Raw genomic sequence first — 23,098 nt, 5'->3', positions numbered from 1 at the left:
AGCTATTTAACTAACTCTGAACATATAGACTAGTAAAGAACTTGCGAGAGATAATAATTTTTTTTAATCTGTTTTAGCGTACCGTAATTCCGTGAGCTCGTAGTTCTTGTTTAAGTTCAGGAATTTTAATTTCTCCAAAGTGAAATATAGATGCTGCCAGTGCACCGGTAACACCGGTTTGCTTAAAGAGATTTACAAAATCCTCAACCTTACCTGCCCCTCCAGATGCTATGATAGGTACATTTACGACAGACTCTATGGCCTTATATAGTTCAATATCAAAACCGGATTTTGTACCATCTTTGTCCATGCTCGTTACTAGCAATTCCCCCGCTCCACGAGATACGGCCTCTTTTGCCCAATCTAAAGCTTTCCATTCTGTACGCTTGCGACCACCATGAGTGTAAGCATACCATTCACCAGTTTCTTCATCGGTTTTCACGTCGATGGCTACCACCATGCATTGATTGCCAAACTTTTGAGCCCCTTCTGTGATGAGCTCAGGATTAGCGAGAGCCGCAGAGTTCAAAGATATCTTGTCCGCACCAGCTTTCAACAAAGCCGTCATATCATCAACGCTCTTGATACCACCACCCACGGTGAGTGGCATAAATACTTGTGTGGAGATTTCTTGTACCACATCGCGCATAGTAGTCCGCGCATCAACGGTAGCCGTAATATCTAAAAATACAAGCTCATCAGCTTGTTGCTGCTCATAGGAGGCCGCAATGTCTACTGGACTGCCTACGTCTACGAGATTAACAAAGTTAACCCCTTTTTTTACGCGCCCATCATCTACATCTAGGCAAGGAATAATCCGTTTCGCTAACATAAAGCTCCTTTCCATCGAGTGTCAATCAATATATTCCATTGGTTACGGTCAATAATTAATTTGAGAACATCACAATCATTTCTATTATTTCTGCTGATTGTACTCGGCGATTTCCTCTAACGTAATAGTGCCCTCGTACAAGGCCTTACCAACGATACTATCCATAACACCTTTTTGTTCTAGGGATTTAATATCTGCTAAATTACGAACACCCCCAGAAGCAACGATGCGAGCTGTAGGAAATTCGTTTTGCAAATTTCCAAGTAACTCTTCATTGGCGCCCTGCATTGTACCGTCTCGGTCTACATCGGTAACGATGAAATACTTTGCCCCACCTTCAACCATGGCACCGATTAAATCGGTCATCGGCACGTCGGATTGGTCGAGCCAACCTTCAGCGGCGACCTTGCCATTTTTTCCATCTACACCGATAACGATGCGCTCCGCACCGTATTCAGCGATAACTTGCTTTGTAAGTTCCGGATTTTTAAGCGCTACAGATCCTAAGATAACCCGATCTACGCCCAAACTCAAATAGAGGTCAACAGCCTCTTTATCTCGGATGCCGCCTCCGATTTCAAGGATACCTGTGAAAGCTGCACGCACTGCTTTTACAATGTCTACATTTACAGGCTTGCCCGCCTTGGCACCATCTAAATCAACGAGGTGCAAGGCTCCAACCTTAGCTGCTTCATATTGTTTCGCTTGGTCTACTGGATCAGGGTTGATGACCGTTTCCTGTGCGAAATCGCCTTTATACAGGCGAACACTGCGCCCCTCTTGTAAATCTATAGCTGGAAAAATCATACATTCTCCTTTATTAAATAACTCCCTTTGTAGAGTTAACTCCTTGGATATCCGGATTGATAGTAACTGCTTTGCGCAATGCACGACCCGTTGCCTTAAACATACTTTCAATAATGTGATGTGTATTGCGACCATACAAATTGCGCACATGTAAGTTCATAGCAGCGCTCATCGCAAGAGCTTGGAAGAAGTCCTCCACCAGCTCTGTTTCAAAGTTGCCACCTAAAACCGGCGTACTCCATTCCCCTTGGAAAACGAGGTACGGGCGACCACTCAAATCGATGACAACTTGCGTCAATGCTTCATCCATAGGGACCCAAGCATCGCCATAGCGCTCGATACCAGCCTTATCGCCAAGGGCTTTCACCAAGGCCTGCCCTAAGGCAAGTCCAACGTCCTCAACTGTATGATGAGCATCCACATATGTATCTCCCTTTGCCTCTACCACAAGGCTAAAACGGCCGTGCTTCGCCAATAGCGTCAACATGTGGTCAAAGAAGCCTATTCCGGTCGAGATGGAGCTTGTTTGTGCCCCATCAAGGGTAATTTCTACTGTAATATCTGTTTCTTGAGTGGTGCGTTGCACCGTGCCTGTGCGTATCATAACGACCTCTATACTTCAAATCTATTTTTATAATCTATATTTCTAATCTATATTTTCACTGTATATTTTAAATACACATATAAATATAGATGCCAAATCTATTTTCTAATATTTTTTATAATCTATTTTTCAAATCGTACTTCGATGGCACGAGCATGCGCTTCGAGACCTTCCGTACGAGCCAATGTAGTAATGTGTTTTGCCACTTCTTCTAAACGTTCTTTTGTAAATTGTGTGAAAGATGTACGTTTCACGAAATCATATACGCCTAACGGAGACGAGAATCGCGCCGTACCACTAGTAGGCAATACGTGGTTTGTACCACCTACATAATCGCCCAACGGCTCAGACGCATAAGCGCCAAGGAATACAGAGCCTGCATTTTGAACGAGGCTCATATAGTTCATTGGATCCGGCAATTGGATTTCCAAATGCTCTGGCGCCACTTCGTTCATCACCGTGAACATGTCTTCAATGCTGTCCATAATAGCAATGTAACTGTTGTTTTCAATAGCTGGACGAGCGATGCTTTCACGAGGTAACAATTTAAGTTGACGTTCCACCTCATCAGATACGGCATTTGCTAAACTTTCACTAGTAGTCACCATAATAGCGCGTGCACGAGGATCATGTTCTGCTTGAGATAACAAGTCTGCTGCCAAATGAACTGGATTTGCGCTGTCATCGGCGATAACACCGATTTCACTTGGGCCCGCAATCATGTCGATATCGACTTGGCCAAATACTTGACGTTTCGCCGTAGCCACGTAAATATTGCCAGGACCTACAATTTTATCTACCTTTGGAATCGTTTCCGTACCATAAGCGAGGGCCGCCACACCTTGGGCACCGCCCACTTGATATACCGCATCAACGCCGGCAAGCTTTGCAGCACCTAATACGGCAGGATTAATGCCATCCTTTTGAGGCGGCGTAACCATGATGATTTCTTTTACGCCTGCAATCTTTGCGGGCAAAGCAGTCATGATAATGGTCGAAGGATACGCGGCTGTACCTCCAGGAACGTAAAGACCAACACGAGCCAAAGGAATGACCTTTTGACCACGGATGATACCCGGTGTATCCATATCCACAAAACCCTGCTCGATTTCACGGCTGTGGAATTCTGTAATATTCGCCTTTGCCTTTAATAATGCGGCTTTCAAATCATCAGATAAAGACTCATAAGCTGCGTCGATTTCCTCTTGAGGCACCTTGAAATCTTCAATGGAAACACCGTCAAATTTTTCAGAATACGATTTGAGCGCTGCATCACCGTTAGTGCGGACATCAGCAATGATATCGTACACACGACGTTCAATTTCCATATCTGTAGTTTGCTGTGTATAATCACGTACGATACCGAGCATCGCCTCTAGTGATTCCTTATATATTTTCATCTGTCGTCCTTCTTCCTTCTTGAGCTATCAGTATCGCTAGTTAGATCTATTATTCATTTTCTATTATTCATTCCATATATTAATAGTTTTATCTGCTATTAATCCTAAATCTTACTAGCCGGATATATGATTCACTCTACGTCTTATTTATTAATTGCTTCTGAAAGCTGATCAATGAGTTTAAAAATAGTATTTCTCTTTTGTTTTAAAGCTAATGGATTTGCCACTAAACGTGTAGAAATTGGCTGCAACCAGTCGAAAATTTCTAAATTATTCTCACGCAAAGTTGTACCCGTTTCCGTAATGTCTACGATAGCATCAGCTAGCCCTACGAGTGGAGCCAGCTCAACGGAGCCTTCAATTTTGATGATTTCTACATCTTGAGCTCCAAAGTATTGTTTTGTAACAGTTGGATATTTCGTACCAATTCGTTGACGACGGCCTTCTTTAGGGTCATAGCCTGCTAAGGACGCCAAGATGAATTGGCATTTACCCGTTTGTAAATCAAGCATTTCATAGCTCGTATCGTCTTGTTCATCTAGAACATCGCTACCGACGATACCTAGGTCCACAACGCCGTTTTTCAAATACGTCGTTACATCTGGCCCCTTTGCAAGGATGACCTCCATAAAATCGCCCAAAGAGATAATGAGCTTACGCGCCTTATTATGTAATGGCTCGCAATCAACGCCACATGCTTCTAGGAGTGGAATAAAATCCTTTTCTACGCGCCCCTTCGTAAGAGCAATGCGTAATGTATCGTTATCCTGAACTTTGCTTTCACCTTGCAAGGTAATCTCAGTCAAAACGTCAATGTTGAAAGCCATCCCCACAGCCGGCATCGGTGTACCATCAAAGCTAGATAACAGTCCGTCATAACGACCACCACTGACGATATATTGAGACACGCCGTCCACATAACCTCTAAAGGTAATCCCTGTGTAATAAGATTGAGGCGGTTCTGTAGACACATCGATGCGAACCTGTTGCCCTGTTTGCTCCACTTGGTTTGCCATATCTACGAGATTATCTAAAATGCGCTGCGCCGCTGCAGGCAAGATGATTTGGTTCAGCTCATCCTTGATATCTTGAACCGTACCAAATAAACGAGGCCACACATTGAGGAATGGGAACAACGCACTATTTTTAAAGTCAGCAATCAACTCGTTGTAACGAGGTAAATATTTGGTGAACAAAGTCTCGAGAAGTTCTGTTCTTTCATCATCACTGAGCCCTAGCGCATCGGTGATAGCACGAGAGAATCGAGCATCACCAATTTCGAGCAACAAGCTACCACCTAGCTGAGTTTCATTTACCTCTTTAATGATCTTGAAGCACTCTTGCTCTGCCTCAATCCCATCATAGCCCACCATCTCGATACCACCTTGCGTCACTTGGTTCACATCGCCGCGGTGCTTTTTATTTTTCATGAACACATCGCCCAAGTAATAGAACGTGCGAGGCAATTCAATATTAGTAGTCGCCAAGAAACGACCGATAGGCATAGTCAAATCGGGACGAATTACGACGGATACTTCAGAACTATCCATGAATTCGTACATATGTTGACCGCGCCCCATTGCATAGCCATTGAATACATCTTTGTACTCTACGAGAGGCGTAGAAATCTTTGTGTATTGACGATTTCGACAAAGACCGAGCACATATTGACTCACATCATCCTTACGCTCTGCTACGATCCCTATATCATCACGGAAACCAGTAGGTAATTGCTGCTGTACCATCGTAAACATCCTTTCTATCAATTCATTTATATCATTTCTCATATTTTTGAAAGCTATATATCATCTGTATTAACCATTTAAGTTATATGACGGTTTAAGTCATCTGGCTATTCAGTTTATTATGAGAAAAAATTTACCTATATCGATGCTTTTCTATTTTATCGCTTTACTTTATTAAAGTATGAAATTATAATATAACGGTTCTATAGAATTGTCAATAGAACCGTTATAATTTCATGTATTTACTATAATAATGATTTGATGCTATCCCCAAACATTTTCTATATCTGCTACACTATGTGCATCAGATCCCAGTACAAATGGCACCCCAATGATAGCTGCCATGCCCTGGATGAAACGGCTTGGGTACATTTCACGGCAGTCTGGTTTGAAGAAGCCGCTCATGTTGTAGTCTAGTTCGCGACCTTGGACGCGCATGATATGCAAAATATCGCTCACCACTTGCGCATTGCGACGATCTAAATGCCGTTCAAAGCCAAAGTGGTGTTGATATTTTTTTATCAAATCAAAATGACCTATGCGTTTAGGTGTATATTCACCGAGGTCAGCTCGCACGGCTTGGCGCACTGTGGAATAATACTTGTAGTACAACTCATATTGCTTTTCAATCCACGGCCCGAAGCCTTTTTCAAATTCTTGAGGGCTGTAGTCTAAGCAGTAAAAGGCATTATTAACGCCTTCCATAAAGTGAACGGATAAAATATTATCATCCGTCAACGAACCATAACGATCCAAGAACTCTTGAATATCTGATTCAAAACCCGGAATATAATCGACTTCAAAACCGAGGGAGATATCGATATGTGTGCCATACGCGCGTTGTAATTGACGTCCTAGCTCTAAATAGGCATCAACTTGATTTAGTTTCAAAGACGCTGTATCATAGGCCTTTTTGTCGCCACCGTATTCAGCAGCAAAAGCTGTTAGCAATGGTGCATGTTCTGTGAGGCATACCTTTTCTATGCGCAACTCGATGGCCTTTTCTATCATCATCGCAGTTCGGTCACCACTACCATGTGGACACAACTCCGTATGCACATGACCGTCCACGAGACGGCTGCGATACTTACTGTATCCAACGAACTGCCGTTCATCTTTCATGTTCATTCAATCACCCCTATTCGCCCTAACCCCTGGCGAACCCTTATCTATAATCTATACATCATTAGTATAACGTATTAATTTCTATATTTTACTATACTAATTATTATACCAATAATGCGTATGTTTCGGTATCCTGATATTTACCATGTTTGAATCCAACTTGAGGCGTTAAACCACAATAGGTAAATCCAAATCGTTCATGTAGCGCTGTACTTGCCGCATTCCCTGCAGTAATAACGGACACCACGGTGTGTAATGTGTCAGTCGCTTTAGCATGCTCTAAAATATGAGCCATCAACTTAGATGCTACGCCCTTACCACGATAATCTTGGTGGATGTAAATAGATAATTCTACGGTGCTTTTGAAAGCATCTTTTGTTCTATATGGTGAAAGCGATGCATAGCCTACCACCACGTCATCCACAACACCTACAAAAATACAATGCTCAGACGTTTGATGAATTGCATACCACTCCTGCCATTCTGGCAACGTGCGCGGTTCAAGATCAAGCGTTGCTACACCATTTACAACCTCGTAATTATAAATAGTTAAACAAGAAGCTATATCATCCTTTGTAATTGGTCGTATTACTAATTCGCTCATAAAAAACCTATTATAATTAAAAGCTATTTTAATCCTTCGTAAACATTTAAATATTATAAAAGGAATCTCTTTAACATATAAAGATAAAAAGATTCCCTCTACTATTTTAGGTATAAACTATAAAACTTTAAATATTATCATATTCTTAACTTAATAATATCTTTATATAATCTAATTTATATTTTATCCACACAAAATATAAATTAATACATATCATTCCGCCTTCTTGACAGCAAATCAATACACTCTTTTAATAAATCTAACCTTCTAAAATTCGGATTTTTCTCAACCAAATGCTCTTGTAAACCAATCATTTCAATTAAAAGGTAATCAAGTCTTCTTTTTTGACTTCCAAGTTTCAATTGCCTATAAAACCCTAAAATTACATTATCATCTTCATAGGTCTTAGCTATACGGATATAATAACCATTATCTCTTACAAAAAGATGTTTAAGATTGCCCGCATCAGGATGAAGTAATTTGTTATATTCAATTGGCCATGTGAAATTACTTTTATCTCGATTACAACATTTACAGGATAATACCAAATTAGAAATACATCCAGAATCTACACCTTTAGATGAACCAGAAAATGAAGACTCACAAATAAAATGGTCAACTTCAAATAAATGAACATTTGTCAACACACGATTAGAAACACCACAATAAGCACACCGAGAATTATAGATTTGCATAAACTCACGAATATAGTACAATCCACGATCTCTAATCTTATTATAAATTATTCGTGTATGTGGACACTCTCGTTTTATCAAAGCTTCAAGCTTTTGCTTTCTCTCATTAATATCATGATAATCATCACAATAACGAGTTAGTCTGTAATCCTCACACATTTAGTTCCTCTCTCAGTTTAGTAAAATTATTAATCAAGTTGTCAATATCTTCTTTACTTAACTCTGTATAGTTATTATCTCCATCAATTGTATCTCTAATCTGCTCTAATAACATACTACTATTCATATAGCCTTTATTACTTATTCTATCAAATATATTTTTAGTAGCTTCTATTGATTCTCTACAGTCTTTAATTTTAGGAAGGAGCCTTTTATCATAAAACAGCTTAGCTTCCTTTTCATACACCTCAAAGCTACTATTCTCTAGTGGACTTGAAGGTTTAAATTTAGATTCTATATCATATTCACTTGTATCATTTTGACTTATAACCAGAACCTCTTTATATGGAAACACTTTTCGTATAATAAAACGAAGTTCTTCACCTGTTAAAGTATTCTCTGTATATTCAACTTCTTCAAATAGCCTTGAATCAATAATTAAAATATCCGACATATTAATTGTTTCGTTCTCAAGTAAATCATTATACGACAAAGAGGGTCTTACTTCATACTCTTCATACTTATAATCTGGACAATTACACACAGATTTATCTAAATAACTAACAAGAAAAGGATCAAGATTATCATCTATATAACAAATTTTAATTTCCAATACTACTCATCTCCCTTATATGAAATATAATATTAAAGCCATTATAACCATCAATAGAGTCTATTTCTCCTCGTAAGGATAATATAGTATTATATACAATCCACATTCCCAAGCCATGTCCACCATTACGTGTTGACTCATGTGGTTCAAGAATTAATCTAGGTCTTACTAAATACTTTTTTGCTAATCCTTTACCATTATCATGATAATTAAATTGAATTGTATTATTCTTTACAAGTACCTTAATAGTGATTATCACATTTCCAGAATTTTGCTGAATGGAATTTAATATTAAGTTATCAAAAATTGTCCCCAATACATCATCCGATAAATTAAGTATAATACCATTTTGAATATCTAAATTAAAATTAACCCTATTATAATCAGTTTTCCACTGTCTAACAATATCCTCTATTAACCCCTTTAAATCTACACTCTTAGGAATAAATCGTTGAACTTCACTTTTTTGTAATACAGTATCAATTATTCTAACAATACGCTTCATTGAACTTCTACCTTTTTCAATGATTTTAGGTATATTTTTAGTACTAATTCTAGTATACTCTGGTGTCTGAAGGATATCCCACATATCATAATCTTTCAATGCATTTTCAATATTATCATACGACAATATATAGTGATTTCTATCATTATATATTTCATGGGCACTAGTCGCTACTTTCATACCTATAGTAGCCAGAACATTCAATAATCTCACATCATATTCATATCGAGCTTGTGTCTCTCTTTCAGTCCCGATCCTAGCTCTAAGCGACTTTTTAAGGTCTTGAATTTCTGATAGCAACTGTTTCTCTTCTATATCGGATAATTCTTGTACTTTACATTTTTTGCTCAACAGTTTAGTAATTATATTATCCGTCTTAGACGATACACCTTGCTCACTTTCTTTATGTTTTTTTATGGCTCTAATGATTGACTGTCTATAACGTTCAAATTCCTTTAACCCCAGGGAGACAACTTCAACTAAAAGATGATAATAAATATTTTCGTCTAATCCCTGTCGATTTGACAAATCTTGTAATAAAGGATTTTCTTCTTTATCAATACAAACGAATCCTGCTATTTGATTTTCTCTAACGCGCCATGCACCTGTTTCATGCGTCGCAGCCGCCGGAGATTTACGAGCACGAGCATTTAAATTCAACCAATCTTTATTTCCATCATATGAAGATAAACTAAAAGCATTACGATAAAGAACAATTCCTTTAGAAAGAACTGTATCAGTAACAGTATACTTATATTCATATTTAGCTTTATCATTCTTTGATGCCTTAAAGTTAAAAAAGAATTCAGCACTAAAATCGCCTAACTCATCTATTAATTTATTAATATCCCCCTCATCTATAGAGTCTCTCTCATCATTATCCCAGTTACTTAATAAGACATTAATATTTTGTTTGAATTCAAATTCTTTAATATTTATATCAGGAAGAAAGGCTTGAGCATAATCATTAAACTCATCACTCTTAACATTAACAAATAACTCCCCAGATTTTATATCTAAATGAATATAACTTTTACAATTTATGCCAACCTCAGGCTTTGGAAAATAATTAGACAAAGTGACATTGTAATTCTCACTAATTATCCTAATAGACATCTTACTATCATTATATGTTCTCTCCAAAAATACCTTAAGCTGTTCTAATCTTCGCTTTCCCCACACACTTCTTAAATCATATATATGTATTTCTGTCCCATTCGACCAATCAGACTTATTTTCTTCTATTTCTACATAGCTTTCATCCCAGTCTGTCTCCCACTTTACAGTTTCAAATGATTTTTTCTTACTATAAAGTTTTACACGAGCCCCTAATCGAGCTAATGCAAAACGACCAATGCCTTTACTGCCAGATAATATACGATTCTCATTATTTTGATCTACTTCTAAATAACCCTTATCACTCTTACCTACATGCATCCATAAGTTTTTAATATCTTCTAATGACATTCCTTTTCCATCATCTTTAACGACTAATGAAGATTCAAAAAAACTTAAATCTACTTTTGTAGCGCCAGCATCATAAGCATTCTTAACTAACTCTAAAACAGCAGCTTCATCAGTTGTAAAGTTCTGTATGCCTAATACTTTAGCAATAACATGATCCTCAATTGTATAGGTTAATTTATTCATACTGTATTAAATCTCCCTAAAAGTAAAATTCTCTATATCTTTAGATGTAATTCTAACTGAGTTTCCATTTAATGGAACACCTATACTTCTAACGTAATTAAAAAAATCTCTACTTTGTAGAATCTTTTTAGCTATTGATAATGATAGTCCTGAATTTGATAACTTTGTGATAATTAATCCTGAATAAGGTATATCTTGTCTCTTTAATGAGTATACTAATACAGTATTAGTAATAATTGTTGAAATTAACAATTTTTCTTTATTCACTAGCCCTAGAGCTTGTGACCGTCCATATTCAAACCATTTGCAACTTTTATCTCTATCACGACCAAGTAATTTATCTTCATATAGAGTTAAATAATTTCTTATCCCAGGAAATCTTTCTTGAAATTCGATTTCTGTCATTCTTATAATCTTGCCTCGCTTTATAAGATAAGGAAAGATTATAAACTCTCTTTTGCCATATCTTAAACTTTTAGGTGAATATGCCGGCTTAATTAAACTCTCTTCTAATTTAATATTATTAATGACATATTTATATTTTTCTAAATCTATATTTTTTATAACAAAAGCTTTATTATATAGTGTTGCAATAGTATTTGACACTTTAAAATAATCTCCAAATCTTTTAGTTGAGATTGACTTATATTTTGAAAAGATCCATTTTTCTTGAAGTGATTTTTTTTCTATATCAAATTGTATTTTATTTGATATATCTATATAATTAATTACTTCTTTGTTATAAGAATTATCTAAGATAATGATTACCGATTTTACTAATGCACCATTAAAAATATCTAAACATTTATAATCTTTTATGGCTACTAAGTTACACTTAATCTTATCACGTAGAGCTTTACCAAAAACAGTTTTAAATATACTTCCTGGAACCAAATATGAAAACTTCCCACGTTCATTTAACTCTGTAAGACTCTTTTCAATAAATGCATAACAATAATCAAATTTTCCCAATCTACATGTTTCGAATTTTTCTTTCAAATTAAATCGGTTTGATTTATCTATCTCACTATAATTTAAGTAAGGTGGATTACCAATTATATAATCATATTTTATTTCTACATTTGAAAATAAATAATCTTGATTAAATATACTCCACCGAATATTAGGTAAATTAAATTGCATAGCAATTTGATTTAGATTATCAATACATTTATTATAATGTTTTTTATCAATTTCATATCCATATATATCTGATTCTAGCCCAGTTACTATTTGTCTCTTAGAATAGCCTTGCTTTATTGCATCTATAATATATCTACGAACAACTTCTTTTAAAATATTACCATCCCCACAAGAATTCTCTAGAAGTTTTAATCCGTATAGATGTTCAGTATATGAAACCGAATCTAATAGTTCATGGACATAGTTATTAGGAGTAAAAACCTGACACTTTGTATACATTTATCAATCATTCTCCTTCCAACTAGTTCATGAAATAATAAAAATACAAATATCCCATCTAAATTTAGCTAATTACATTATATACGATTATAAATTATCTTTACACACATAAAACATTTAAATTCATAAACTAAAAGTCTTTCATTTTATTTCATATTCATTCATAAGATTAAAGGTTATAGAGTTGATAGTTAAGAGACGAATAAAAACACTATCAAACTAATATATTGCTAAGGTTAAAAAGAACCGATTATATAATAGCTGATAGTGTTTTTCTTTAAATATAAATAAATAATAACAAACTGATGGCTATAAGACCTGCAATAACACCGTAATCAATTGTTTTCAAGCCTACAGAGGCAGCAAAGCTGTGTGTTGGGCCACCAAAACCGCGTAGTTCCAAGGACAACGCCATTGTTTCGGAGCGTCCCAAGGATTTTAGCAGTAATGGTTGGATAACGGACGCATAGGATTTGATTCGTTTAATGAAGTTACCTTCTAAAGACAAACCACGGCAGGCTTGAGCCTCTTGTACAGCATGGCTTTCAGCAATGAAATCAGGCACGAAGCGAAGAGCAGCAGTGAACATAAATGCATATTCATAAGGAATTTTGCACTGTGTTACGAGTGCAGCTGTAAGATCTTGCAATTTTGTAGTTGCCAACAGTCCAATGAACACAAGTGTCATAGCGAGCATTCGCAAGCCAGATACGATGGCAGAAGTTACATCGCCACTACCGAGGAATTGGATGAGACCAAGGAATACAGCAAAGCTAGTTAATGCTAACACTGCTTTGTGTTGTTTGAACAGCAACCCTGCTACAAACAATATACCAAGTTCTACTACGACTAATGCCAATAGCGATACCCAATCGCGCAACAGGATGGCCCACACGGATACGGCGAGGGTCATCAAGATTTTTGTTAACGGTACTAAACGTTCCATATGTCCCTCCTATTTTCCGCTCAATTGAGCCACTAACTTAGATTTCAATTCATCCATAGATTTACAATAGCCCAAGGATGGTACCGCTAGTGAAAGTTCCACACTTGGCGGTTTCGTAAGGCCTAAATCTTGCAATTCATCCGTAGACTTTTTGAATAATTCTTCTGGACTGCCATCAAAGGCTACGGTTTGGTTGCCCATGATGATAGCACGGCTACATTCGCTAGCCATGATTTCCATATCATGAGTAATGAGAAGGATCGTGATACCTTCCGCATTGAGCTGACGCAATAATGCTAGTAGCTCTTTTGTTTCCCTACCATCTTGACCACTTGTTGGCTCATCGAGGATGAGGATTTTAGACTTCATAGCCAACGCGGAAGCAATGGCTACGCGTTGCTTTTCACCACGACGCAATGTCGGCGGGTATGCTTCACGCAAGTGGGCAATACCTGTACGTTTCAATACTTCATCAACAATGCGTTTCACTTCGGATTTAGTACGACCCAAAGACTCAGGGCCAAAGGCAACCTCAGTGGCTACAGTGGGTCTAAACATTTGACGATCTGGCTGTTGGAATACATAGCCGATAAATTGCCCCCGTTTAGACGGCGGCATGGACGTAATGTCCCTACCGTTATAATACATGCGGCCTTCGCTAGCCTTTTCGAGGCCTACGAGCAAACGAGTAATGGTCGTTTTACCGCAACCATTACGACCACCGATGGCGATATATTCGCCCCCTTCGATGGTAAAAGTCACGTCTCGGAAAATATCTACGGATGGCACATAGCCAAAGCGAATGTTTTCAACCTTAAGCATGAGCGCCACCGTCCTTTCCTGGTACATCATCAACACGTTGAACTGGTTGTCTATTTTCTACTATATTAGAATGATCAGCAAGATTATCTACTATATTTCTTTGATTAGCTGGAGAGTTGCTTTTACCATGTACCTCGGTTTGAATAGCATGAGCCATTTCAATTTGATGCAAGCCCTTGATAGCAGACTCGATGCTGAGCCAAGGTTCATCACTGTGGAAACCGGCTTGTTCAAGTTCCATGTACGTAGTAAACACGGATGGCAATGCATCGACGTGAATGTTATGCTCGTACATGTAACGAAGCGTAGTAGGTACATCGTCATCACATGCGATAGAGCCATCCACCATGAGAGCCATGCGGTTAGCGTACGGCAATACAGCATGCAAATCATGGTCGATAACGACAACGGTGATACCGTGCTTTTGGTTCAAATCACCTACGAGGCGATATAATTCGGCGGTCCCATCTGGATCAAGGGAGCTAGTCGGTTCATCAAGAACAAGTACGGTTGGATTCGTAGCCAATACAGAAGCGATAGCCAAACGTTGGCGTTGACCACCAGATAAACTTGTAATCTTGCGGTCTTCTAATCCCACAAGACCAACTTGTTCAAACACCTCTTGAGAGCGAGAGGTAATCGTTTCACGGTCGTAACCACGGTTTTCCATGGCAAAGGCCACTTCTTCACGAACCGTCATCGTTACGAGCTGTGTATCGTAATCGGCGAGAACTACACCGATATGGTTCGCTAGTTCTGGGATTTCCATTTGTGTGGTCGCATGACCATCTACAAAAACCATGCCTTCTAAGCGTCCACCATAGAATTTAGGCACCGCACCTACCATCGCCATACAAAGGGTGCTTTTACCACAACCTGCAGTACCTGTGACAACGAGGAAATCCCCCTCATGCACATCGAGATTGATGTTTTCAAGGGATGGTGTAGTCGCCTTTGGATGATAGTAATTAACGTGCTCAATGGATATTTTAGCTTGGCGCTCAGGCAAGATAGTCAAGCGACTATGGTCAGATGTCAATTGATCCGCATTTGGCAACATGCCACGTTTAGAAAATAGACGTTGTGCCGGAATATACAAAATTGGCGTAATGGCACCATTCAAGGCACCTACGATGAGTACCAATGGCCACATACCATACATGTACACATTATTTGGCAACCCAAGCACTTGCCACAAAATAGTAACAAAGATACCCCCAGATACAACAGTTGCTAAAAAGCCGGACACGACAGGAGTTAAATCAAAACCACCAATTTTACGGAACTTCACGGACAACATAGCACGCGTTACGAGAGCCGCCGTCAAAGCACCACCTGGCTCAGACAACAAGTTGCCGTAAGGGAACGCTGACTTAGACGTCAATACATTGATGAGGGCCGCCACGAGGCCAATCCCCAAGGTTTGACTCAAACTAGGACGAGTCAATAAAATAGCTACGCAGTACGTAGCAATCGTCCAGTTCGGCGTTACCCCAGCCACACTAGGGCTCACCAAATGCAAAATTGTGCCCAATGCGAGCATCAATGTGCTAACAGTAACCCATCTAAACTGGCCACCCTGCACATGCGTGTACACAAGATCCTGAATCCGTTCCATAATAGCCTCATTTCTATAAAAATATATATGGATTTATTTTATCATTCTTCGAGAATTTGTGAAAGCCTAGAGACTATCAAGGGACTTCAAGTAAATTTAACATCAAATTTTACAGCGTCCTTTAAAATTACTATCAACATCTATGATACTTCTTTCTTCCTTTTCTTGTTATATACTTATGATATAATGCGCATAGATACTTATTTACGAATAAAAAAGGAAATATATCATGGCACAAGCATTAATCGTAATCGATATACAAGAAGGCTTAGTTAAGGAAAACCCTTACAATGCCAAAAACTTTATCTCAAATACAAAAGCAATCATTCAACATTTTAGAGATCAAAATATAGAAGTCATTTTTATCAGGCATTCTGAAGATGAAGGCTTATTAGCAACAGGTAGCGATAATTGGCAAGTCTATCACGAATTAAAACCGCAAGAAAACGAAAAGATTTTCAATAAATATTACAATAGCATCTTCAAGGACACTGAATTAAAGGAATATTTAAACCGAAAAAATATTACCGATGTAACATTCGTAGGAATGCAAGTGGAATTTTGCATTGATACATCTGTGAAAGTAGGCTTTGAATATGGTTATAATATCACTATCGTCGAAGATGCTATCTCAACCTTTGACAATAATCATCTATCCGCCGATACAATCTTATCCTTTTACAAAGAAAAGATTTGGCGGAATCGATTTGCACAGCTAAAAACAACAAATGAAATGTTAAGCATCAATTAAATTACGAAAATAATACAAAGATTTTTATAATTTTTTCTCACGTATTTGTCATATATGTATGTTAAAATTTCATTAAATATTTATGCCCGAACATAGGAGGTCTTTTTTATGTATAAGTATATTACGATTTTAGGAGCTGCGGGCCAAATAGCTCAAAAGTTGACTGCTACACTATTAACATATACAGATATGCACATTACATTATATGGTCGTCAGTTGAAAACACGTATACCTCCAGAGATTATCGACCATGAACGTGTTACAGTGATTGAAGGTTCGTTCCAAAATCCTGGTAAATTAGAACAAGCTGTAACAAATGCGGAGGTTGTATTTGTAGGTGCTATGGAGTCTGGCAGTGATATGGCGTCCATCGTGAAAGCATTGAGCCGCAAAAATATACGCCGTGTTATCGGTGTATCCATGGCTGGACTTTCTGGTGAATTCCCTGTAGCACTTGAAAAATGGACCTTCGACAACTTGCCGATTAGCTATGTTCAAGGTGAGCGCCAAGCACGCAACGTATTGCGCGAATCCAACTTAAATTACACCATCTTGCGCCTTACATGGCTCTACAATGATCCCGAAAAAACCGATTACGAACTCATCCCTGAAGGAGCTCAATTCAACGATGCCCAAGTTTCACGCGAAGCAGTGGTAAAAGCCATCTTTGATATCTTACACGCTGCGGATGAAACGCCTTTCCATCGTACAAGCATCGGCGTAGGTGAACCAGGTACACACTATGACAAACCAAGCTTTCACTAATATATAGCTATATTAATTCTTTAATAATAAGGTATATCCAAGATCTAGAGAGTACATTTTTACTCATGTAACATAGATTTTGGATATACCTTTTTTATTCCTACATTTTATAGATATTTATATAGATAAACTCACGTATTTACGCTATACTAATAAATGATTAATATATACTATAGGTATGTGAAAGCAAATGCCTTTTTGGTTATCAATTATATTTATATATGCAACTTATTGTATAAAACGCCCTAGTTTTTATGTATAAAAATAAATGATAGTCATTTTTAGTCCCAGTTAGGGCAGAGGCGAATCAAGGAGTTATTATGAATCGCATTGTTGTTATTGGCAGTTGCAACATGGATATTGTAGTCCTCGCGAACAAACGCCCTACTGCAGGCGAAACAATCATGGGCAACGAATTGCACATCGCTCACGGTGGCAAGGGAGCAAACCAAGCGGTGGCTGCGGCTCATCTAGGTGCAGAGGTCACTATGGTCGGCTGTATCGGTGAAGATGCATACGGCCATATGATTATAGATAATTTAAAAGAAAATTTCATCAATACAGATTACATCGTTACGGTACCGAATACTACAACCGGTACAGCACACATTACATTAGCTGAAGGCGATAATAGCATCATCGTGATTGCAGGCGCTAATGCTAAGGTAGACCAGTCCGTAGTAGATAACGCTTGGTCTGCTATCGAGCAAGCCGATCTTGTAATGGTTCAAAACGAGATTCCTATTCCAACTATTGAATACATCGTTCGTCGTTGTCACGAGGCTAATGTGAAAGTCCTCTTAAATCCTGCTCCAGCAGCCGACCTCGATTCGGAATGGTTAGAATTAGCAACCTATATTACGCCAAACGAACACGAGTTATCTGCGCTCTACCCTAATCAATCTACAGAGGAGATTTTACTAGCTAACGAAAACAAAATCATCGTTACCCTTGGTAGCAAGGGTGTAGGATATGCCGATAACGGTGAAATTCACATTGTACCTGGCTTCAAGGTTGAGCCCGTAGATACAACAGGTGCTGGCGATACATTTAACGGTGCCTTTGCAACGGCTATCGTTAATGGTAAAAGCTTAGCCGACGCTCTACACTACGGCAATGCAGCAGCGGCCCTCTCCATCCAACGCTTGGGGGCTCAAGGTGGCATGCCAACAAAAGACGAGGTCGCTGCATTCTTAGCAGAACACGTATAGATTGAACCGGTCTTTCAAAGCTCCACTGACCGGGTCTGCCTTCGCAGGGCCAAAGTCGCTTTGAAAGGCCTATTCAATCCAAACTATACGTTCTTCAAGCAATGAATGCAACTGTCCTCTATATAACAAAGGGAGTTAATGACTAAGGCATTAAAGCCTTAGTCATCGGAATAGATAAGGAGTTATTTATGCAACGACACGGTATTTTAAATAGCCATATTGCTAAGGTTTTGGCAGATCTTGGTCACACAGATACAATTTGTATCTCTGATTGTGGCTTACCGGTACCTGAAGGGGTTCAAAAAATCGACTTAGCCTTGGATTTTGGTGTACCTAGCTTTGAGCAAGTAGTATCCATCATCGCTAAACATATGAAATCCGAAGCGATTCATGTGGCAACAGAAATTAAAGAAAATAATCCTAAGGCTTACGCCTTCTTAGAGTCTACCTTCCCATCTGATCAATACGAATGGATTGAAACGAGCCACGATGCTTTCAAAGAAGCCACGAAACAATGCAAATGCATTATTAGAACTGGTGAAACATCTCCGTATGCGAACATTATCTTACGTGCCGATTGTATTTTCAGCGATCGTCCCTAAAATAATAGATTAACCAACTAAGTTTATACGTTAAGGAACTGAACCTATAAATCAGTTTATGTAAATTAGATAGCTTAGTTTTCAAAGATTATCTAAACATCTAATCTATTACATATATCAAGAGATACTTTCATCAGTCATATAGGAGTAGTTATGGAAATTGTTATGTCAGGCATTGCGAAGGCATTTGGTACAAACCAAGTACTGCGCGATGTAAGTATTACCCTCAAGGAGGGCGAAGTTCACGCCTTGATGGGCGAAAACGGCGCCGGCAAATCTACGCTCATGAATATCCTCACCGGTATTCACAAGGCGGATGCTGGTACGATTACCATCGACGGCGTAAAGCGAACCTTCCCGAACCCGAGAGAGGCCGAGCTAAACGGTGTGGTCTTCATCCACCAAGAGCTTAACATTTGGCCAAATCTAACATTGTTAGAAAATCTATATTTAATGAGACCAAAGCGCAACAAATTTGGTATGCTCGACAAAAAGGCGATGCTCACTGAGGCTGAAAACACATGCCGCGAACTAGGCATCGAATTGCCACTCACAACAGAAGCAGGCCTTTGCTCCGTTGGTCACCAACAAATGACGGAAATCCTTCGTATTTTGATGTTAGATGCAAAGGTTGTCATCATGGACGAACCGACAGCTGCCCTCACAGAGCGTGAAACGGCGACATTGTTCAACATGATGCGCAAAATGAAAGCACGCGGCGTTGCTATCGTATATATCTCTCACCGTATGGAAGAAGTATTTAGCGAATGTGACACCATAACGGTTATGCGTGATGGTCACACAATCATTACAAAACCAACTGCAGAAATTTCTGTAGATGAAGTAGTACGTCACATGGTAGGTCGTTCTATCGACGAGTTCTACCCTGCTCGTACGACAACACCAGGCGAAGTAGTCATGAGCGTTGATAACCTTAAACCAGAAGGTTTCGGCAACGAAATTTCCTTCTCCTTGCGCAAAGGCGAAATCCTCGGCGTAGCAGGCCTTATGGGTGCTGGCCGTACAGAAATTATGCGTGCCATTTTTGGTGTAGATAAACACAAAGGCGGTACTGTAACAGTTAACGACTCCGTTCTAAACTGTAAAAAACCAGAAGATGCCATCAAGGCGGGCATTGCTTTCATCACAGAAAATAGAAAGAGCGAAGGCTTGATTCTTGATTTCTCCATCGGTTCCAATATTACATTGCCTAATCTTGACGAAATTTGCCCCTCTCATGTACTTGATAAGGGCAAACTCAATTCCTTTGCTGACGAATTGTCTAAAAAACTAGACGTTAAAACACAATCTATTCACGAACCTGCATCATCCCTATCCGGTGGTAATCAACAAAAGGTGGTTATCGCGAAATGGGTCGGTAAAAAGCCATCTATTATCATCATGGACGAACCTACGCGCGGTATCGACATCGGCGCCAAGCGTGATATTTACGATTTAATGAACGAATTAACAAACGATGGTGTGTCCATTATCATGGTGTCCTCTGAGTTGCCTGAAGTGCTGGGCATGAGCGACCGCGTCATGGTCGTTCATGAAGGGCGCGTAGCAGGTATCTTAGACCGCAGTGATGCAACACCGGAATCGATTATGACATTAGCCACAGGAGGACAATAATGGACAGCAAAGCTCTGCAATATGTAAAAAAATTAGGCCCCCTCATCGGCCTCATCCTATTATTTATCATTATATCTGTCATGAACGACAGTTTCCTTGAATTCTCTAACTTGCGTAACTTGTTGCGCCAAGTATCCATCAATGCAATTATCGCCTTCGGTATGACCTTCGTCATCTTAACTGGCGGTATCGACTTATCGGTTGGTTCCATCCTTGCCCTCTCTAGTGCAGTGATGGCAAACCTCATCGTAACTGGTACTGACCCTGTATTAGCTATCGTATTAGCCGCAGGTGCCGGCCTTGTATTGGGCGGTATTAACGGTCTCGTTATTACCTATGGCCGCGTAGCTCCATTTATCGCTACCTTGGCGACCATGACAATCTACCGTGGTGCGACGCTAGTATTCACAGACGGTAACCCAATCTCCGGTCTTACGCAAGACCCTCTATTCCACGGCTTTGGCCAAGGGGATATTGCAGGCCTTCCAGTTCCAGCGATCACAATGTTCCTAGCTTTCATCGCCCTTTGGTTCGTATTGAGCCGCACATCCTTAGGCCGTAAAACATACGCCGTAGGTGGTAGTGAAAAGGTAAGTTACATTGCTGGTATCAAGATTGACCGCGTTAAAATCTTCGTGTATGCCTTAACCGGTATGCTCTGTGGTATCGCGGGTGCAATCATCACCTCTCGTCTTAACTCTGCACAACCGACAGCAGGTGCAGGCTATGAACTTGACGCTATTGCAGCGGTGGTTCTTGGCGGCACAAGCCTTGCTGGTGGTCGTGGTCATATTGTTGGCACATTAATTGGTGCCCTCATTATCGGTACCCTCAACAACGGGTTAAATATTCTCGACGTTTCCAGTTTCTATCAACAAGTTGTAAAAGGTATTGTCATTTTATTGGCGGTTCTTGCAGACCGCAAGAAAGCCTAGGAGGTTCCTATGAAAAAACTATTGTTACTGTTGGCGATGGCTATCATGGTTATCGGTCTTGTAGCAGGCTGTGGTAAAAGCGCTGATAACGGCGGCGACAAAAAATCCGGCACAATCGGCTTCTCTGTTTCCACATTGAACAACCCATTCTTCGTAACTATGAAGGAAGGCGTTGAGGCTCAAGCTAAAGCGCTTGGTCTTAAAGTTAAAATCGTTGATGCTCAAAATGACCCTGCAAAACAAGCAAACGATATTTCCGACTTACTTGAAAGCGGCGTTTCTGTATTGATCATCAACCCTGTAGACTCTGCAGCTATCTCTACTTCCGTAGAAGCAGCAAATGCTAAAAACATTCCTGTAATCACTGTTGACCGCTCTGCTGATAAAGGCAAAGTAGTAGCTCACATCGCTTCCGATAACGTAAAAGGCGGCGAAATGGCCGCTCAACTTATCGCTGAAAAAGTAGGCAAAGCTGCAAAAGTTGCAGAAATCGAAGGTATCCCTGGTGCTTCCGCCACACGTGAACGCGGCCAAGGTTTCCACAACGTAGCTGACAAAGACTTAACAGTAGTAGCAAAACAAAGTGCTGACTTTGACCGTACAAAAGGTTTAAACGTAGCAACAAACATTTTGCAAGCTAACCCTGATGTACAAGCTATCTTCGCTCATAACGACGAAATGGCATTAGGCGCTATCCAAGCAGCTAAATCCGCAGGCAAAACAATCTTCATCGTAGGCTTTGACGGTACTGCTGATGCAGACAAAGCTGTTAAAGACGGCACATTGGCTGCAACAATTGCGCAACAACCGGACCAAATGGGTAAAATCGCTATTGATACAGCTCAAAAAGTTATCAAAGGCGAAGCTGTAGAAGCTAAAATCCCTGTAGATCTTAAAGTTGTTACAAAATAATTGTAAATAGAAACTGGGTACAAAAAAGAGTCGCATCCTTTGATGCGACTCTTTTTATTTTGGCTCTCGTTCCAAAAATTCTTTGAAAAACTCAATAAACTTTGGCAAATATGTTTGATCTAAACTTTCAATAATCATATGACATTTATAATTATAAATGGTACAGATGTTAATCTCCATCGTTAGAGCACCCTTTTGATCTAACGAGAATGTAAGCGTATCCCCTTCTTCAGTTAATACATAAGTAAAGGTGGCTGTCCCCTTGCAATTCGCATATAGCGCAACTAATTCTTTGTATCCGGTATGAATACCAGACCAGTCACTAGGGTCAATGTACCCAGCACAAATATTGTAGCCCTGTTTAATATATACGCCAAACACACCAAATTGAGATAATTCTGTATCCATATCAAAAGCAATTATTAAATTGGGTTCATTTACGATTTCATACATCCTATTCACACTCCACAAATAGTAACATTTTCATTTATTATAACGTAACTATATGTAAAAATCATAACCACCCGTAAAACGGGTGGTTTGCTCTGACCCTATAAGGGTCTTTCTCTAGTAGTGGCCCTCTAAAGAGAGCATTGAATGATCTGACAACCACTCTATTACCACTGGCTGCCCCCTACTCGGGGGCTTTTATTTTGCCTATTTTACCGGCTCACCCGTAAACGGGTCGGTATATTCTTTAAAGTTTAATGTATCTTGTGCTATATCTTCTTGTAACTGAT

The 23,098-nt window shown here is 39.2% G+C and carries 22 protein-coding genes and 1 pseudogene; 7 read left to right on the top strand and 16 right to left on the bottom strand.

Features of this window, described 5'->3' with window-relative positions; all coding sequences use genetic code 11:
- Window positions 1–73: 73 nt before the first annotated feature.
- From hisF to E7L28_RS02895, 14 genes are all read right to left on the bottom strand, one after another.
- Window positions 74–832 (bottom strand): imidazole glycerol phosphate synthase subunit HisF, encoded by a 759-nt coding sequence (gene hisF / locus E7L28_RS02960; RefSeq protein ID WP_316711427.1) that lies wholly within the window; start codon window positions 830–832, stop codon window positions 74–76.
- An 84-nt stretch (window positions 833–916) separates the two neighbouring features.
- Window positions 917–1,639, bottom strand: a complete 723-nt coding sequence (gene hisA, locus E7L28_RS02955) for a 1-(5-phosphoribosyl)-5-[(5-phosphoribosylamino)methylideneamino]imidazole-4-carboxamide isomerase (protein ID WP_008603223.1) — start codon at window positions 1,637–1,639, stop codon at window positions 917–919.
- Between the two features lie 13 nt (window positions 1,640–1,652).
- The gene (hisB, locus tag E7L28_RS02950; protein WP_008603224.1) at window positions 1,653–2,243 is read right to left on the bottom strand and encodes an imidazoleglycerol-phosphate dehydratase HisB; all 591 of its coding nucleotides are present in this window, start codon (window positions 2,241–2,243) and stop codon (window positions 1,653–1,655) included.
- A 122-nt stretch (window positions 2,244–2,365) separates the two neighbouring features.
- Complete coding sequence (gene hisD, locus E7L28_RS02945; RefSeq protein WP_316711426.1) at window positions 2,366–3,643, bottom strand: histidinol dehydrogenase; 1,278 nt, start codon at window positions 3,641–3,643, stop codon at window positions 2,366–2,368.
- A gap of 143 nt (window positions 3,644–3,786) precedes the next feature.
- Window positions 3,787–5,388, bottom strand: coding sequence for an ATP phosphoribosyltransferase (gene hisG, locus E7L28_RS02940; protein ID WP_021147589.1), 1,602 nt, complete (start codon window positions 5,386–5,388; stop codon window positions 3,787–3,789).
- Between the two features lie 264 nt (window positions 5,389–5,652).
- Window positions 5,653–6,516 (bottom strand): histidinol-phosphatase HisJ, encoded by an 864-nt coding sequence (hisJ, locus tag E7L28_RS02935; protein WP_316711425.1) that lies wholly within the window; start codon window positions 6,514–6,516, stop codon window positions 5,653–5,655.
- Between the two features lie 100 nt (window positions 6,517–6,616).
- Window positions 6,617–7,117: a GNAT family N-acetyltransferase gene (locus E7L28_RS02930; protein ID WP_316603982.1), complete on the bottom strand. Its 501-nt coding sequence runs from the start codon at window positions 7,115–7,117 to the stop codon at window positions 6,617–6,619.
- Between the two features lie 203 nt (window positions 7,118–7,320).
- A complete protein-coding gene (locus E7L28_RS02925) occupies window positions 7,321–7,971 on the bottom strand; it encodes an HNH endonuclease domain-containing protein (RefSeq protein WP_316603983.1) in 651 nt (216 codons plus the stop codon).
- Window positions 7,964–8,584 (bottom strand): hypothetical protein, encoded by a 621-nt coding sequence (locus tag E7L28_RS02920; RefSeq protein WP_024061558.1) that lies wholly within the window; start codon window positions 8,582–8,584, stop codon window positions 7,964–7,966. The genes E7L28_RS02925 and E7L28_RS02920 overlap by 8 nt, the downstream gene beginning before the upstream one ends.
- Window positions 8,574–10,739 (bottom strand): sensor histidine kinase, encoded by a 2,166-nt coding sequence (locus tag E7L28_RS02915; RefSeq protein WP_316603984.1) that lies wholly within the window; start codon window positions 10,737–10,739, stop codon window positions 8,574–8,576. Before E7L28_RS02915 ends, E7L28_RS02920 begins: the two co-directional genes overlap by 11 nt.
- A gap of 6 nt (window positions 10,740–10,745) precedes the next feature.
- A complete protein-coding gene (locus E7L28_RS02910; protein ID WP_316692111.1) occupies window positions 10,746–12,161 on the bottom strand; it encodes an Eco57I restriction-modification methylase domain-containing protein in 1,416 nt (471 codons plus the stop codon).
- Between the two features lie 277 nt (window positions 12,162–12,438).
- On the bottom strand, window positions 12,439–13,107 hold the full coding sequence (locus E7L28_RS02905; protein ID WP_316603986.1) for an energy-coupling factor transporter transmembrane component T family protein: 669 nt from the start codon (window positions 13,105–13,107) through the stop codon (window positions 12,439–12,441).
- A gap of 9 nt (window positions 13,108–13,116) precedes the next feature.
- The gene (locus tag E7L28_RS02900) at window positions 13,117–13,929 is read right to left on the bottom strand and encodes an energy-coupling factor ABC transporter ATP-binding protein (protein WP_316603987.1); all 813 of its coding nucleotides are present in this window, start codon (window positions 13,927–13,929) and stop codon (window positions 13,117–13,119) included.
- Window positions 13,922–15,547 (bottom strand): tryptophan transporter, encoded by a 1,626-nt coding sequence (locus E7L28_RS02895; protein ID WP_316603988.1) that lies wholly within the window; start codon window positions 15,545–15,547, stop codon window positions 13,922–13,924. The genes E7L28_RS02900 and E7L28_RS02895 overlap by 8 nt, the downstream gene beginning before the upstream one ends.
- Before the next feature lie 229 nt (window positions 15,548–15,776).
- Between E7L28_RS02895 and E7L28_RS02890 the strand changes: the two genes are divergently transcribed.
- From E7L28_RS02890 to rbsB, 7 genes are all read left to right on the top strand, one after another.
- Window positions 15,777–16,298, top strand: a complete 522-nt coding sequence (locus E7L28_RS02890; RefSeq protein WP_316603989.1) for a cysteine hydrolase family protein — start codon at window positions 15,777–15,779, stop codon at window positions 16,296–16,298.
- A gap of 108 nt (window positions 16,299–16,406) precedes the next feature.
- Complete coding sequence (locus E7L28_RS02885; protein ID WP_004694229.1) at window positions 16,407–17,063, top strand: NAD(P)H-binding protein; 657 nt, start codon at window positions 16,407–16,409, stop codon at window positions 17,061–17,063.
- A 320-nt stretch (window positions 17,064–17,383) separates the two neighbouring features.
- Window positions 17,384–18,274, top strand: a complete 891-nt coding sequence (gene rbsK, locus E7L28_RS02880; protein ID WP_004694236.1) for a ribokinase — start codon at window positions 17,384–17,386, stop codon at window positions 18,272–18,274.
- 188 nt (window positions 18,275–18,462) lie between these two features.
- On the top strand, window positions 18,463–18,876 hold the full coding sequence (gene rbsD, locus E7L28_RS02875; protein WP_004694238.1) for a D-ribose pyranase: 414 nt from the start codon (window positions 18,463–18,465) through the stop codon (window positions 18,874–18,876).
- A gap of 153 nt (window positions 18,877–19,029) precedes the next feature.
- Window positions 19,030–20,511 carry a sugar ABC transporter ATP-binding protein gene (locus E7L28_RS02870; RefSeq protein WP_316711424.1) on the top strand — a complete coding sequence of 494 codons (1,482 nt, stop codon included), beginning with the start codon at window positions 19,030–19,032 and terminating at the stop codon, window positions 20,509–20,511.
- Complete coding sequence (locus E7L28_RS02865; protein ID WP_105097599.1) at window positions 20,511–21,446, top strand: ABC transporter permease; 936 nt, start codon at window positions 20,511–20,513, stop codon at window positions 21,444–21,446. Before E7L28_RS02870 ends, E7L28_RS02865 begins: the two co-directional genes overlap by 1 nt.
- A 9-nt stretch (window positions 21,447–21,455) precedes the next feature.
- Window positions 21,456–22,358, top strand: a complete 903-nt coding sequence (gene rbsB / locus E7L28_RS02860) for a ribose ABC transporter substrate-binding protein RbsB (protein WP_004694244.1) — start codon at window positions 21,456–21,458, stop codon at window positions 22,356–22,358.
- A gap of 54 nt (window positions 22,359–22,412) precedes the next feature.
- On the opposite strand, the gene E7L28_RS02855 is transcribed toward rbsB, so the two are convergent.
- A complete protein-coding gene (locus E7L28_RS02855; protein WP_316603993.1) occupies window positions 22,413–22,811 on the bottom strand; it encodes a hypothetical protein in 399 nt (132 codons plus the stop codon).
- A gap of 204 nt (window positions 22,812–23,015) precedes the next feature.
- Window positions 23,016–23,098: pseudogene (locus E7L28_RS09835) on the bottom strand (IS200/IS605 family transposase); the annotation flags it as partial.

Origin of the sequence: Veillonella parvula, from assembly GCF_032575955.1 — a bacterium.
Taxonomy (GTDB): domain Bacteria; phylum Bacillota; class Negativicutes; order Veillonellales; family Veillonellaceae; genus Veillonella; species Veillonella parvula_J.
Note: the sequence above shows the minus strand (reverse complement) of the source record. Positions and strands in the feature narration are given on the sequence as shown.

Bases quoted from the DNA above. Each gene is read 5' to 3' on its own strand.
- E7L28_RS02870 (WP_316711424.1), top strand. From the start codon at position 19,030: ATGGAAATTGTTATGTCAGGCATTGCGAAGGCATTTGGTACAAACCAA.
- rbsK (WP_004694236.1), top strand. From the start codon at position 17,384: ATGAATCGCATTGTTGTTATTGGCAGTTGCAACATGGATATTGTAGTC.
- E7L28_RS02930 (WP_316603982.1), bottom strand. From the start codon at position 7,117: ATGAGCGAATTAGTAATACGACCAATTACAAAGGATGATATAGCTTCT.
- E7L28_RS02910 (WP_316692111.1), bottom strand. From the start codon at position 12,161: ATGTATACAAAGTGTCAGGTTTTTACTCCTAATAACTATGTCCATGAA.
- E7L28_RS02915 (WP_316603984.1), bottom strand. From the start codon at position 10,739: ATGAATAAATTAACCTATACAATTGAGGATCATGTTATTGCTAAAGTA.
- E7L28_RS02905 (WP_316603986.1), bottom strand. From the start codon at position 13,107: ATGGAACGTTTAGTACCGTTAACAAAAATCTTGATGACCCTCGCCGTA.
- E7L28_RS02925 (WP_316603983.1), bottom strand. From the start codon at position 7,971: ATGTGTGAGGATTACAGACTAACTCGTTATTGTGATGATTATCATGAT.
- hisG (WP_021147589.1), bottom strand. From the start codon at position 5,388: ATGGTACAGCAGCAATTACCTACTGGTTTCCGTGATGATATAGGGATC.
- E7L28_RS02885 (WP_004694229.1), top strand. From the start codon at position 16,407: ATGTATAAGTATATTACGATTTTAGGAGCTGCGGGCCAAATAGCTCAA.
- E7L28_RS02895 (WP_316603988.1), bottom strand. From the start codon at position 15,547: ATGGAACGGATTCAGGATCTTGTGTACACGCATGTGCAGGGTGGCCAG.
- hisJ (WP_316711425.1), bottom strand. From the start codon at position 6,516: ATGAACATGAAAGATGAACGGCAGTTCGTTGGATACAGTAAGTATCGC.
- rbsD (WP_004694238.1), top strand. From the start codon at position 18,463: ATGCAACGACACGGTATTTTAAATAGCCATATTGCTAAGGTTTTGGCA.
- hisF (WP_316711427.1), bottom strand. From the start codon at position 832: ATGTTAGCGAAACGGATTATTCCTTGCCTAGATGTAGATGATGGGCGC.
- hisD (WP_316711426.1), bottom strand. From the start codon at position 3,643: ATGAAAATATATAAGGAATCACTAGAGGCGATGCTCGGTATCGTACGT.
- E7L28_RS02900 (WP_316603987.1), bottom strand. From the start codon at position 13,929: ATGCTTAAGGTTGAAAACATTCGCTTTGGCTATGTGCCATCCGTAGAT.
- E7L28_RS02855 (WP_316603993.1), bottom strand. From the start codon at position 22,811: ATGTATGAAATCGTAAATGAACCCAATTTAATAATTGCTTTTGATATG.
- rbsB (WP_004694244.1), top strand. From the start codon at position 21,456: ATGAAAAAACTATTGTTACTGTTGGCGATGGCTATCATGGTTATCGGT.
- E7L28_RS02890 (WP_316603989.1), top strand. From the start codon at position 15,777: ATGGCACAAGCATTAATCGTAATCGATATACAAGAAGGCTTAGTTAAG.
- hisA (WP_008603223.1), bottom strand. From the start codon at position 1,639: ATGATTTTTCCAGCTATAGATTTACAAGAGGGGCGCAGTGTTCGCCTG.
- E7L28_RS02865 (WP_105097599.1), top strand. From the start codon at position 20,511: ATGGACAGCAAAGCTCTGCAATATGTAAAAAAATTAGGCCCCCTCATC.
- hisB (WP_008603224.1), bottom strand. From the start codon at position 2,243: ATGATACGCACAGGCACGGTGCAACGCACCACTCAAGAAACAGATATT.